At 36.2% G+C, this 13,756-nt stretch carries 12 protein-coding genes; 3 read left to right on the forward strand and 9 right to left on the reverse strand.

What is annotated here, in order from left to right:
- Nucleotides 1-2: 2 nt before the first annotated feature.
- The 3 genes from ACQUQZ_RS01325 to ACQUQZ_RS01335 all read right to left on the reverse strand — a co-directional run bounded on the left by ACQUQZ_RS01325 (nucleotide 3) and on the right by ACQUQZ_RS01335 (nucleotide 1,701).
- A complete protein-coding gene (locus ACQUQZ_RS01325) occupies nucleotides 3-158 on the reverse strand; it encodes a DUF4295 domain-containing protein (protein ID WP_238807953.1) in 156 nt (51 codons plus the stop codon).
- Nucleotides 159-224: 66 nt separating this feature from the next.
- Nucleotides 225-407 carry a 50S ribosomal protein L33 gene (gene rpmG, locus ACQUQZ_RS01330; protein WP_435352819.1) on the reverse strand — a complete coding sequence of 61 codons (183 nt, stop codon included), beginning with the start codon at nucleotides 405-407 and terminating at the stop codon, nucleotides 225-227.
- 94 nt (nucleotides 408-501) lie between these two features.
- The gene (locus ACQUQZ_RS01335; RefSeq protein WP_435352821.1) at nucleotides 502-1,701 is read right to left on the reverse strand and encodes a TlpA disulfide reductase family protein; all 1,200 of its coding nucleotides are present in this window, start codon (nucleotides 1,699-1,701) and stop codon (nucleotides 502-504) included.
- 297 nt (nucleotides 1,702-1,998) lie between these two features.
- On the opposite strand from ACQUQZ_RS01335, the gene ACQUQZ_RS01340 reads away from it, so the two are divergent.
- Together ACQUQZ_RS01340 and ACQUQZ_RS01345 are read left to right on the forward strand one after the other, a co-directional pair.
- Nucleotides 1,999-3,000: an NADP-dependent oxidoreductase gene (locus ACQUQZ_RS01340; protein ID WP_435352822.1), complete on the forward strand. Its 1,002-nt coding sequence runs from the start codon at nucleotides 1,999-2,001 to the stop codon at nucleotides 2,998-3,000.
- A 179-nt stretch (nucleotides 3,001-3,179) separates the two neighbouring features.
- Complete coding sequence (locus ACQUQZ_RS01345) at nucleotides 3,180-4,283, forward strand: hypothetical protein (protein ID WP_435352823.1); 1,104 nt, start codon at nucleotides 3,180-3,182, stop codon at nucleotides 4,281-4,283.
- Here ACQUQZ_RS01345 and hisF read toward each other — a convergent pair.
- From hisF to ACQUQZ_RS01365, 4 genes are all read right to left on the reverse strand, one after another.
- Nucleotides 4,280-5,047, reverse strand: a complete 768-nt coding sequence (hisF, locus tag ACQUQZ_RS01350; RefSeq protein WP_435352825.1) for an imidazole glycerol phosphate synthase subunit HisF — start codon at nucleotides 5,045-5,047, stop codon at nucleotides 4,280-4,282. The two genes, ACQUQZ_RS01345 and hisF, sit on opposite strands and share 4 nt — an antisense overlap.
- A gap of 48 nt (nucleotides 5,048-5,095) precedes the next feature.
- Nucleotides 5,096-5,554, reverse strand: coding sequence for a GNAT family N-acetyltransferase (locus tag ACQUQZ_RS01355; protein ID WP_435352826.1), 459 nt, complete (start codon nucleotides 5,552-5,554; stop codon nucleotides 5,096-5,098).
- Entirely contained in the window at nucleotides 5,551-6,273 is a 723-nt protein-coding gene (gene hisA, locus ACQUQZ_RS01360) for a 1-(5-phosphoribosyl)-5-[(5-phosphoribosylamino)methylideneamino]imidazole-4-carboxamide isomerase (RefSeq protein ID WP_435352827.1), read from the reverse strand. Before hisA ends, ACQUQZ_RS01355 begins: the two co-directional genes overlap by 4 nt.
- A 159-nt stretch (nucleotides 6,274-6,432) precedes the next feature.
- On the reverse strand, nucleotides 6,433-8,805 hold the full coding sequence (locus ACQUQZ_RS01365; RefSeq protein ID WP_435352828.1) for a penicillin acylase family protein: 2,373 nt from the start codon (nucleotides 8,803-8,805) through the stop codon (nucleotides 6,433-6,435).
- Between the two features lie 196 nt (nucleotides 8,806-9,001).
- Between ACQUQZ_RS01365 and ACQUQZ_RS01370 the strand changes: the two genes are divergently transcribed.
- Entirely contained in the window at nucleotides 9,002-11,710 is a 2,709-nt protein-coding gene (locus tag ACQUQZ_RS01370; RefSeq protein ID WP_435352829.1) for an alkaline phosphatase family protein, read from the forward strand.
- A gap of 62 nt (nucleotides 11,711-11,772) precedes the next feature.
- On the opposite strand, the gene ACQUQZ_RS01375 is transcribed toward ACQUQZ_RS01370, so the two are convergent.
- Nucleotides 11,773-12,693 (reverse strand): AEC family transporter, encoded by a 921-nt coding sequence (locus ACQUQZ_RS01375; protein ID WP_435352831.1) that lies wholly within the window; start codon nucleotides 12,691-12,693, stop codon nucleotides 11,773-11,775.
- Nucleotides 12,693-13,712 (reverse strand): zinc-dependent alcohol dehydrogenase, encoded by a 1,020-nt coding sequence (locus ACQUQZ_RS01380; RefSeq protein ID WP_435352832.1) that lies wholly within the window; start codon nucleotides 13,710-13,712, stop codon nucleotides 12,693-12,695. The genes ACQUQZ_RS01375 and ACQUQZ_RS01380 overlap by 1 nt, the downstream gene beginning before the upstream one ends.
- Nucleotides 13,713-13,756: the final 44 nt, after the last annotated feature.

The raw sequence follows: 13,756 nt of genomic DNA on the forward strand, positions 1-13,756 counted from the left end.
AATTATGCTTTCAAAGCATTTTGCAATTCTTCCATTGGAACCATTTCCTCTTTGAAAGAATAAGCACCAGTCTTAGGAGATTTCACGGCTTTAATAACCTTTGCGAAACTCTTACCTGCTGTTTTATCACGAAGCGTAGCGACTACTTTCTTTGCCATTGTATTGTTAGATTTTAGATATGAGACAAGAGATAAGAGACGATTCTCTCATCCATTTCTTCAAAATTATTTAATTTCTTTGTGAATAGTATGAGCTTTCAAAAATGGGTTATATTTTTTCAACTCCATACGACCTGTTGTATTTTTACGGTTTTTTGTAGTTACGTAACGAGACATTCCTGCTACACCGCTTGTTTTTTGTACAGTACACTCTAATATAACTTGTACACGATTGCCTTTCTTAGCCATTGTTTTGTATATTTATTATCTTCTTATTTCTTTTTCGGGTTGCAAAGGTACAAAATTGAAATTTGTTTTTCAAAAATCTTTGACTATTTTTTTGCTAATTCCCCGATTTATCTTCATGTAATACTAAACAGGCCGTTTCAGTAGTTTTTGGGTCTAATTTGAAACCCATTTTTTGAATGCTTTCTTGCACTTTTGATACTTCTTTTGGAAAATCAGTTATCCAAACAATACTCGTATCAGCAGTATTACTTTCATTAATGATAGGCAAATCAACCACTTTTGTACTCCAAAGGAGCTTTAAAAAATCTTTTAGAGGCATATCCATGCCAGTTCGGCTTAACGAAGTTTGTGATAAAGTATCTTGACTTGTTGTCAAAGCATACACTTTTCGAGTGCGAACTTCATTTTTTGCCTTTACTGCAAAAATTTCTTCTAAATGCTTCATGCCAATTTCACCCAAACGATGTTTCATTTGCTCAGGTACTTTTATTGTCATGCTATATTGCTGTTTTTCGTCCAATAGATATTTTGTTTGTTCCGAAACTTCCAAACAAGCTCGGTCGTTTGGATTTGGGCGAGTCGTTTGATAAAGTACTTGATACATCAACGGCACAGTACAGTTGATAAATTCATATTCAAAATCTGATTTTTTGTTGATTTGAGATTGAATGCCTTCTTTATAAGCAGAAACAGCAACTTTATAAAAACTTTTATCTTCAACCTGAATTGGAGTCATGGCTGTGGCAGTTTCGCTCTTTACTGCAAATTCGGCTTTCGTTTTTACCGCTAAAATTGCTCCGCTTTTGGCTAAATAAATTATTTCTTCGCTTACTTCTTCTGGGGAGGTGATCGCTTTAATATAGCCCTGAGGGTCGATAATAATTGTATGTGGCATCAACTGATGATAAAACAATTGATTAATCGATTTGTCGGTATCAATTCCAATGGCTAAAGAAGTAGGACGTTTTTTAAGAAAACCAACTACTTTCCAACGCTCTTCATCAGTAATATTGATAACTTCTAAATCTTTAGGAAATTTGGATTGTAATTTGGCCAAATGATCCATTGCAGGCAGGCAAGGACCACAGTAAGTTGCCCAAAACTCTAAAATGACGACTTTCCCTCTATAATCGCTAATGCTTTTTTTTGCGATTCCTTCTTTTGTTAGAATATTGATATTAAAATCAGGTACTAAAGCACCAATTTGAATTGACTCAGAAACTGCTCCTTCTTGGGCATAAATTTTACCACAAAAAAGGTAAGTAATGCTTAATATGGTTAGAATATTTTTCATTTCTTTTCTTTGCAATTTGAGAATCATGCAAATTTAATCTTTTATTTGACGTAGTTGCAAGAATTTGTGCTTGGTTTGATGAATAAATCTATCTTTTTTAATAGATTTCGTCTAATGCTTTGTTATCAAACTTTCTTGAAATTATATTTTACAAAGTTGACTATAAACCCAAATCTTGTAAATCATTTTATCAAGACATATTTTTATGCACGCATACTATTTTTCAAGAAATTTGACTTAATTTCGCCTTAATGTAAAAACAAATGCTATTTGTTAAAACTATCAACAAAACCAAACATGAAAAATACACAAGTAAATTTGATTGCTCGCCCTGTGGGAATTCCAACGGCAGAATGTTGGCAATTTGTAGAATCAGAAACACCAGAGTTAGGAGAAAATCAGGTGCTTATACAAACACAATATTTATCAATTGACCCTGCCATGAGGGGTTGGATGAATGAGGGCAAATCATATATTCGTCCTGTGAGAATTGGTGAAGTGATGCGTGCCTTGGGTGCAGGGGTAATTGTTGAATCGAAACACCCTGATTTTAAGCCAGGTGATTTTGTGACCGCCAGCACAGGTGTACAAGAATATGTAGTTTTAGATGGAAAAGAGGCCGTTAAAGTAGATACTAATTTTATTCCATTGCCAGCTTATTTAGGCACTTTAGGAATGTCGGGCTTGACAGCTTATTTTGGTATTTTAGATACTGGGCAACCAAAAGAAGGTGAAACAGTCGTAGTTTCGGGAGCGGCAGGGGCTGTGGGAAGTGTGGTTGGACAAATAGCTAAAATCAAAGGGTGTCGAGTGGTTGGCATTGCTGGTGGAGCAGATAAATGTAAGTATGTAGTAGAAGAATTAGGCTTTGATGCTTGTGTAGATTATAAAGAAGGAGATTTGAGAAAACAACTCAAAGAAGCTTGCCCTGACGGTGTAGATGTTTATTTTGATAATGTGGGTGGTGAAATTTTAGATACAGTTTTAGGACTAATCAATCTTCGTGCAAGAATTGTGATTTGTGGAGCGATTTCTCAATATAATGCTACTACAAAACCCGTAGGGCCAAGTAATTATTTAGCTCTTTTGGTGAATCGTGCAAGAATGGAAGGGATTGTGGTTTTTGATAATGCTGCCAATTATGGAAAAGCCGTGAAAGAAATGGCTGGTTGGATTGCACAAGGGAAACTCAATGCTAAAGTTTATATTACCGAAGGTGGCGTAAAAGCATTTCCTGATACTTTGATGAAACTTTTTAAAGGAGAAAATACAGGAAAATTAGTTTTGAAAGTTTCTTAGTCGATGAATTATTCTTCATTTACATCAATAATTAACAGCGAATAAATTCGCCGTCTAAGGGAACAAAGGATAGGTTTTTCAAATACATTTTGCGATTTCAATAGCAAAATCATATAAAGAATTCATTCTGTTGTTTCATTAGCCACCTATTTTAATGGGTGTTAAAGTCATATATTTGAATGTCCAACCATATTGATATTTTAATCGAACGCATCGCCTCGTGTCAGTCACGAGGCGATAAATTCTTTCCAGAAGGAATTTTTCCATCATATCGACAAAATAAATTTTTGTTCTACAAACGTCCAGATACTAATATTTTCTACACAGCAACGATTGTTTTTATTTTAAATCAAATCAAGCATAAAGTTTCTGAAAAATCACAAGTGATTATTGAGGAAATTACAAAAAGAGCCGTTAAAAACTACCCTGATTTTCAAAATAAAGATGGCTTGAAAACGTATAATTTTTGGCAAACAAAGCCTTCAAATCATTTTCCTAATGGCTTTATTTTCAGATATTTAGACCATTTCAGAATTCCCGACGATATTGATGATACTGCTTTGGTTTACTTGACCTTGCCTCATGCGAAAGAAGATGTGATTTGGCTGAAAGAAAAGTTGAAGTATCATAGTCCAATAAGCCCCGACGGGGAAATAAAAATGGTTAGAAATACATTTAAACATTATAAAAACTTAAAGGTGTACTCTACTTGGTTTGGTAAAAATATGCCGATTGAGTTTGATGTATGTGCTTTGTGTAATTTGATGTATTTGTTTGAAAAACACCAATTGCCTTATAATGAATATGATGAAGCTGTTTTTATTTTTTTGAGAGAAGTGATTTTGCAGGAAGAATATATCTCTGATGCTTTTAAGGTAGCTCATAATTATGCCACTACGCCTCTAATCATTTATCATTATGCCCGACTTTTGGGAGATTTTGATATAAAACAATTAGAAATTTGTAGAGAAAAATTGATTCAAAAAACGAGAGAACTACTTGATAATGAGAAAGTTGTAATGAACAAGGTGATTTTAGAAATTGCTTTATTGAAACTTGTTACAACTCAAAATCACATGACGAAAAATTCAGAACTCATAACTCATAACTCAGAACTCAATACTTACTTCATCGCAGGGCTTTTGAGTTCGTATGAAAATCCAATTTTACACTTTTTCGCACCCATGAAAATTACTCAGATGGAATGGAAATGTGAAGCACATGATTTAGCTTTGCTTCTGGAAAATTATGTAGAGCAAATCTCCAGATTTGCTCATAACTAAATTCGCATCGGAATACCTTTATTTTTCAAATAAGTTTTTAATTCAGGAATACCAATTTCTTTGAAGTGGAAAATACTTGCTGCTAAACCTGCATCGGCTTTTCCAGTAGTAAAAACATCGAAAAAATGCTCCATTGTACCAGCACCGCCCGAAGCAATGATGGGGATATTTGAATTATCAGAAATTTCTGCTGTCAGTTCAATGGCAAAGCCTGCTTTTGTTCCATCGGTATCCATCGAAGTGAGTAATATTTCACCTGCTCCACGATCTTCTACTTCTTTTGCCCATTCGATTGTTTTTAACTCGGTTGGTTTACGTCCACCATGCGTATGAACAATGTGCTGAAAGCCATTTCCATATTCAATATATCTTGTATCGATGGCAACAACAATACATTGCGAACCAAATTCGAGAGCTAATTCATTGATTAACTGAGGGTTACGGACAGCAGATGAATTGATAGAAACTTTATCAGCACCTGCATTGAGTAGTTTTGACACATCAGCAACTGAGCCGATTCCACCACCTACACAAAAGGGAATATTGATTGTATGAGCTACTCGTCTGACTAAATCAAGCAAAGTTTTACGTTCTTCAACAGTAGCTGTTATATCCAGAAATACCAACTCATCGGCACCTTGGCGAGCGTATTCTGCTCCCAATTCTACGGGGTCGCCTGCATCACGGAGATTGACAAAATTGGTGCCTTTGACGGTGCGTCCGTCTTTAATATCTAAACAAGGAATGATTCTTTTTGTAAGCATTTTTTCAGTTATCAATTATCAGTAAACAGTTATCAAATAAACAGATAATTACATTTCGTTCGGTTGGCGTTCCGTATAAATATTGGGTCGAGCAATCTGCATCATTACTGCTGGATTGTCTAAAGGTGTAAAACCAAATTGTGCATATAAACCATGAGCGTCACGAGTAGCAAGCATCCAACGTCTAAGTCCTTGTAAATCAGGTACTTGTATGATACATTCCATTAACCATTTTGATAAACCTTTGCCTCTTTCGCTTTCCAAAACAAACACATCGGCCAAATAAGCAAAGGTGGCATAGTCAGAAATAATGCGTGCATAGCCTACTTGAATTTTATCTTTATAAATACCAAAAGCAAGACTATTTTGGGCAGCACTTTTTACAATTTCCATCGGAATATTGGGCGACCAATAACTGGTTGATAAAAAGCCATGAATTACATCAAATTGCAATTTAGCTTTATCTGTGCTAATAGTATATTCGTTTTTTTGAAATTCGTAAATCATAAAAATCTTTTTTCAATTTCTTTCAAAGTAACTCGACCTTCATAAATGGCTTTGCCAACAATTACACCAAAAATATTGAGTTCAGCTAAATCTTCAAGGTCTTGCATTGAACTTACTCCACCACTTGCAATCACCTGTAAATCAGGGAATTGTGCGTGCATATTTTTGTATAAATCTACCGAAGCACCTTGCAAAAGTCCGTCTTTGGCAACATCTGTGCTAATTGTATATTTTACACCTTTCTGAATCCAATCGCCTACAAAATCATACACCCAAATACCCGAATCTTCCTCCCAACCACTTACAGCGATTTTTTCATTGCGGGCATCCGCTCCCAAAATTATAGCTTCACACCCAAATCTTTTCAACCAATCTTCAAATAACTCAGGATTTTTGATAGCAATACTTCCGCCTGTAATTTGCTTTGCTCCGCAATCAAAAGCTAATCGAATATCATCATCAGATTGTACGCCACCGCCAAAATCAATGTGCAAATTAGTTTTCGAGGCAATGGTTTCTAAAACTTTTGCATTTGTGATTTTCTTGTTTTTTGCCCCATCTAAATCAACTAAATGAAGTCGCTTGATACCTGCGTCTTCAAACATCTTGGCTACTTCGAGCGGATTTTCGTTGTAAGTTTTTTTCTGAGAATAATCACCTTGCGTGAGTCTTACGCATTTTCCTTCGATGATGTCAATAGCTGGAATGATTTGAAACATAATTTTACGAAACGATTTTTGTAATCGTGGATTATGAAAAATAGAACTGCAACAAAGATAAGGGTTTTCTGATAAACGCTATCTTGCATAAGTAAATAAAAAACGTAACTACTTGCTAATGAAATAGTTACGTTTGTGTTTTTAATTATTATGCTTACCTCAAGGTTTCAAAATCAAAGTTTTTTCAGCAACATCTACTATTTTAGCCTTTGTAAAATAGACAGGGAAATAGCCACCAGTTCCCCAAAGATTAAATAAATCGCCATAATGTTCGGAGCGTGGGTCGCCCGATTGTCCAGGATTATTGATGCCCAAAGTTCTGTCCCAATTTTCAGTATCTACAATTATTTTGAAAGAAGCTCCGTGTGTTTGATTCAAATTATTACTGGTACTGTTGACTGTTTCTCCATAACCGCCACGAGGAATTGGACCAAGATTAATTTTTGCTTTTAAAGCGGGGTCATTTACCCAATCAGAAAGTGCATGAGTAAGCTTGATATGCTTATTATTAGCCTGTCCATATTGCCATTTGCTATCGTCTTTGCCCAATCGAAAGTTTAAACTATCAATAGCTAGTTTGAAACAACTCACAAGCATAGAATCACGAGCAACCAAAGGATTGGCTCCAAAAAAAGGTGGAGGAGTAATGAGCCAATCGGTCAAACGCTTTGTTGGAATTATCTTCATATATTTTCTGGCTTTTTCAGGAACAGCCAATAGATGCACATTTTTTTGTAGTTGCTTTTCCCATTCAACATAAATGCTCGCAAGAGTTGATGTTGGACTCAGTTCAAATGAATCCCAATTTTCGAGTTTGTTTTTGTAAGTAGCATATTTACTTTCAATTTGTACACGTTGCAGCAGTGGAACCAAATTACGAGCTGTAAGCGAGACATAATCGCTTTGTAGCAAAGCAAATTCTTCCAAAGTATGTTTTTTGCCCGAGCTCAATACTTCTTCAATACGATTGGCCCGCACAGGATTTGCCCATTTCCAGCCGATGGCATTTCTATTGGGGAAATCTGCGGGAGTCAAATTATTATTTGCTGTAACTACAAAACCTTCATTTGGGTCAATTTTATGAGGTAATAATTCTATTGGTAAGTAACCTCCCCATTCATAACGCCCATCGCCCGGCACAGGAACTAAACCTGACCAATTTTTACGAATCGGTGAAAGACCAACAGCCTGCCAACCAATATGTCCTTTTTTATCTGCCCAAATCATGTTTTCACCGGGAATGCGACTGAATGTGCAAGCTCTGCGAAATTCGTCCCAGTTTTGAGCTTGATTCATGCGTAAACTTGCTAAATAAGGAGCAGAACCTACTTCTTGCCAACCTGCTCGAACAGCATATAAATGATTGTTTTTTTCATCTTCAAAAACCACAGGCCCATGCCGAGTATATTTGAGTTGAACAATTTTTGGTGTTTGACCTTTTATTTGAATCGTGTCGGCGATGGTTTTTATATTTTCCCAAACCCCTTTGTATTTATATTGATTAGGGTTTTTAGGATTGGTTTCATAAACATATAAATCTTCATTATCAGTGTCAAAAATTGTCAATCCCCAAGCTCCATATTCGTTATGACCAATCGAAACGCCTGGTAAAGTTGGTTCGCCGCCACCCACCACATTCCAACCGGGAGCATTGAGATGTACCCAATAACGCAACGAAGGAGTAGATTGAGCTCGATGAGGGTCATTGGCCAACATTGGATAACCGCTTTCGGTCAATTTTCCTGAAACAATCCAATTATTTGAACCAACATTGTCTTTTTCATCTTTGTACCAATCATCAAAACCATCTAATAAACCAACTTTATTATCAGGTTTAGGGAATTTCAACGGAGCTCTAAAAGCCTGATAATATTCAAGGATATTACTAAACAAAACATCATTATCAAGGATTTTATCCAGCTCTAAATTAGGTTCATTGTCTGAATTTTTTGGGTGAAACCAAGATAATTCTCGCACTTTATCTGCCCCTAAAAGTTTGACTAAACGAGCATTATTAATTTCTTCTTCGATATTTCCCAAAAGCCCTTGGTGGCGACTAATGACAACTTCGGGAGTCCAAAATTCGGGGAGCGTATGAAGTAGTTTAAATTCAAAAGGCAGTTCATCTGGTTTTTGTCGTGCTTCGGCAATATAGGCATTGATTCCTTCTACAAAAGCTTCAATGATTTGTTTGCTACGTGGGTGATAATGTTGTAATTCGGCTGTTAGATTTCCTCGAAATTTGAATAACCTTGTGCCAATATCACGTTTCAATTCTCGCTCACCGAGCAGTTCGGACATAGTTCCTGTGGCTTGTCTTCGCCACATTTCAAGTTGAAACAATCGGTCGGAAGCAGCCACATAACCTTGTGTTACAAATAAATCATGTTCATTTTGTGCATAAATATGCGAAATACCCCATTTATCTTTAAAAACCTCGACAGGTTGTTTCAGAGTTTTGAGATGAATCGTTTGTGCAGAGCAAGCAGAAGTGAATAAGAAAAGAACTAAAATTTTGATGAAGTTTGTCATTTTTAGGGTTTAGTTTGAGTAAGTCAAATATATTGATGAATTGATGAAATTCAAAATGTTTTAAATGTATCGTAGTCATTTTAAAAAGCTTTTCGGTAATACATTAAATTTGATTTAAACATTACTTAATATCAACATAAGAAAGAGATGACTTTGATTGTTTATTTTTGAAAAACATTTATTATATACGTTAGTCATGAGAAAAAATAATATTTACTTATTCATACTTTTATCTTTTGCTTTGCTCAATTTTTGGAGTTGCAAATCTTTCAAGAAAGATAATACTTATGCCTCGGTCAATCAATCGTCATTGAGGTATGATGATACTACACTTTTTGCTGAAAAATCTCCCTATTTGATGCCTTATAATAGAATTATTGATGGTGCAGGAGAATCAGTAAATTTTGGAAATCCAGATATGGAAAACCATAGTTTAGATTTAACAATGATTCCAAATTCACCATTTGTAGTGGTAGAAGATAGATACGGAGTGGCAGTTTTTAATACAGAAACACATATTTTGGTAAGTAGGTGGAGTTATGACCAAGTGCCAGCTTACAGAAGATACATGAGTTCGTTTTCAGGAATAAAAGTGGTGACATTTAAAGAATCAACTTATATTTTTTGGGGAGCGGCTGGACGAGAAACACCGAATTCGTATGTAATGCAGGCTTCTTGGGACGGAAAAGAAATCAAGTTGATGAAGGCCTTTACTTTCAAAGCCGAAGCTCCTGCAACGGTTGCTTTGCCCAATGAAGTAGCGGTTCATGGAGAAAATGGCGAACTTTTTCTTTATACGGTTTTAAATGGGAATAATCAATTGGTAAAAGTAAGGGTAAGTAATGAAGAACAGATTTGGTCGAAACCAACAGGTGTTGCACCGTATGGTTTGAAACTTGTTGATAATCAGGCGTATGTAACAAACTGGGCTGGGCCAATTACCAATGCTGCTGATGGACTCGAAACAGCAGGCGTGCCGTGGGGAAGTGCCTATATAAATCCACAAACTGGAGCAATTTCACGAGGTACAGTTTCGGTTTTTGATATAAAAACAGGTCAGTTTCAAAAAGAAATCAATGTTGGTTTGCATCCAAACGCAATTGTGGCAAGTGCCGATAAAAAGTTTGTTTATGTGGCCAATGGAAACAGCGACCATATTTCTGTGATTGATGCTCAAAAATTGACAGTTATTGACTCAATTTTTGTTGGACTTTTCAAAGAAAATGAAACGCTCATTGGAAGTACACCCAATGCCTTAGCTTTAGATAATACTGGCACAATTTTGTATGTAGCCAACGGCATGGATAATGCCATAGCGGTTGTTTCACTTGGAAAAAATGCCAGTAGCACGGGTACTGGACAAAGTTATGTGAAAGGCTATATTCCTACACAAGCCTATCCTTCAGGAATTGTGTTGAATAAGGAAGAATTGTACATAACTAATTTGGAAGCTATCGGAGCGAGGGTGGCACATAAAGTGAATGAAGCAGCCAAAGCCGAAAAAGCGTATAATTCTCATAAGCAATTGGCATCAATATCGTTTATTCCACTGCCAAATGAAGCACAATTGAAGGTTTTTACTGAAAAAGTTAGAAACCAAAGTTTATACAAAAGAGCTAAATTGGCAGATTTACTACCTCGAAAAAACATTGCTCCCAAGCCTGTTCCCGAGCGAATCGGTGAACCATCGGTTTTTAAACATGTATTGTATATCATCAAAGAAAATCGCACGTATGACCAAGTTTTAGGCGATATGAAAGAAGGAGATGGTATGCCATCACTTTGTATTTTTGGTGATAGTATTACGCCTAATCAGCACAGCATTGCCAGAGAATATTTATTAATGGATAATTATTATGTGTCAGGAAAAGCTTCGGCCGAAGGACATCATTGGGCAAGTGCTGGAATGGTAACGGATTATACCGAAAAAAGTGTGCGTGCGTGGTTTCGTAGTTATCCACATGTATTGTATGATGCTTTGGTTTATAATAAAAAAGGCTTGATTTGGAACAATGCCCTTGATCATGGAAAAACAGTAAAAATCTACGGAGAAGCGTGTAGCTGTGAATTTGATCAAGAAAAATATAATTGGAGTACTTTATATGAATTACAACAAAAAGGAGAAACTTTTCCATTCAAAAATACCAGTACGATTTCAAGGGTAAGACCAATATTAGCCATGGATTTTCCTGGATGCGATGATGAAATCATTTCTGACCAAATGCGAGCCGATGCTTTTTTGAAAGAATTGAAAGCGACCGAAGCCGACCCCAATGGTGTTTTGCCAAACCTCATGATTATGTCATTGCCCAATGATCATACAACAGGCATGAATCCAAAATTTCCAACGCCAAGAGCAATGGTTGCTGATAACGACTTAGCAGTTGGACGTATCGTTGAGGCCGTCATGCACAGCCGTTTTGCCGATTCGACAGTTATTTTGATAAGTGAAGATGACTCGCAAGCTGGTTGGGACCATGTAAGTGCTTATCGCACAACGGGTTATGTGATAAGTAATTATTCTCGCCTTCAAAAAACAGTACATACCAATTACAATCAAACATCCTTGCTGCGTACTATCGAACAAATCTTGGGAATTCCGCCAATGAATATTATTGATGCAACCGCTTCGCCTATGTTTGATTGTTTTACTGATAAAATAGCTACAAACTATCAATTTACACACAAGAGAAACTTAATTCCACTCAATGAAATGAATAAACCAGCCAATGCTCAAAGAGGTGCAGCATTGAAATTCACGAATCAATCAATTAAATATGCGTTTAATAAAATTGACCGAGGCAATGATAATATGTTGAATCGAATTTTGTGGTTTTCAAGAAAAGGCTCAAAGCCTTATCCAGCAAAAATGGCGGGTAGCGAAGAAGATGAGGACGAAGAATAAAATGTAACACAATTCTCCGAATTGTGCTGTGTTGGAACAATTCGGAGAATTGTGTTACAAAATCAATTTAAATGCAACCCTAAAACCAAGACCCACATGAGTATAAAACTAATGAGCAATGAAATATTAATAAGCGTTCCTGCGATGCGAGTGTCGTAGTTTAATTCGTCACAAAAAGGCAAAATGGTTAAGCCAGAAGGTAAAATCACGCAAATAATCAAGACAGCGTAAAGCAGTGAATCATGCGATAAACCAAAATATAAAGCAACCACAAGCAGTAAGCCAACACTATAGCGAATAACCAATACTTTTGAGATAGCCATCATTTGTTTTTTGTTTAGTTCAAAACTCAAATAAATGCCCATCAAGAGCAGCACTAAAGATTTATTGGCTTTGGCTAAAGTATCTAAAAAATCAAAAAACAAAGTTGGCATTTCGACCGCTGAAACATTAATTAATAATCCTATAACCATTCCCATAACGGGAGGTAAACTAAAGATTTTTTTAATCAATTGCTTGAACTCGGGTAAACCTTTGTGGTTGGCAGAAAAATAACTTCCAATTGGATAAACAAGTCCGAAAATGACAATGGTATTGCCAATATCAAACATGACAGCATAAACCAATGCTTCTTTCCCAAATAAACCTTCAATAATAGGAAAACCGAAAAGACCAACGTTCAATCCGCCAGCTCCCATGGTCAATACTCCACGCAAATCATTGGGATATTTTGCAAACCAAAACCACGCAATGCCTATCATGATGATACAAAAACCGATACAAAAGAGCGGAATCAACAATAAAGAAGCATCTAATTTTACTCGTGCCGTAGAAATAATCATCAAGGCAGGAAAGGTGGTGTGCATCAAAAACTTTGAAATGATTTTGCCTTCTTTCTCAGTAATATAATTGTATTTTTTTAATAAAAACCCTAAAAGAATAATGGCAAGGGTAAGTATAAAAACGTTATTGGTTTGAGTCATTATTTTGAAATATTTACTACAATTTTACTTTCGTTTCCTGTTGCAGCGAGTGCTAAAGCTGCTTGAAGTGTGTTTAAAGTGGCGTAATTGGATATAATAAAATGCGGTTGAATGACCTTTGAACGAATCAATTGCAGGGTTCGGGCAAAATCAAAAGGATGGTCATAAATGATGGAAGGAACAATATGAATGCCTTCCCGTGCAATTTTCAAAGGCGTGAAAGTTGCCAAATTTCCCGAAAGTCCAACCAAAATAATTTCAGAACCACGAGGAGCTGCCGCCGTTGCCAAAGAAGCCGTTTGTGCCGAACCTGCACATTCAAAAACTGCCGAAACCCTATTTTCTGTCCAAATTTTTGATAATTCATCGGCTTGGTTTTCCAAATCACCTTTTGGAAAAATGGCAAATGCTCCCATATCAGTTGCCATTTTTACTTTTGATGGGTTAAGCTCGCTCACAAAAACCTGATAACCTAAAGAAAGTGCTAAATGACTAACCAACAAGCCAATCGCTCCTAATCCAATGACAGCAATGGCATCGCCAGGTTTGGCTTTTGATGAAAAAAGAGCGTGAACAGCAACGGCAGTTGGTTCAACTACAACGGCATCTTCGTCTGAGATTTCATCAGGAATTTTCCATGCAAATTCGGCAGGAATAGTAATATATTCAGCAAAACAACCTGCTTCGGTTAAACCAATTACTCGTTTATTGGTGCAAATATTTCCTCGTCCGCTCATACAATAGTGACATTTCCGACAAGGAATATTAGGTTCGATGATTACTCTTTCTCCAAGATGTCGTCCAACAACTCCTTCACCAATTTTATCAATAAAGCCCAAGCCTTCATGACCAATAATGGTCGGGTTTTCTAATAAGCGATGCCCTAAAAATAAATGTACATCCGACCCACAAATACCCACTTTCGATAAATGTACTCGTACTTCTCCAAAATTAGGTTCAGGAGTTGCGATGTCTTTTATCAAAATTTCATTGGGTTTATTTAAAAAAGCTCCAAGCATACAAAGGTTTTTGATTTTCAGGATGTAAAGAAAATATATTTTGC

This window comes from Emticicia sp. SJ17W-69 (assembly GCF_051209875.1).
In the GTDB taxonomy this organism is placed as follows: Bacteria; Bacteroidota; Bacteroidia; order Cytophagales; family Spirosomataceae; genus Emticicia.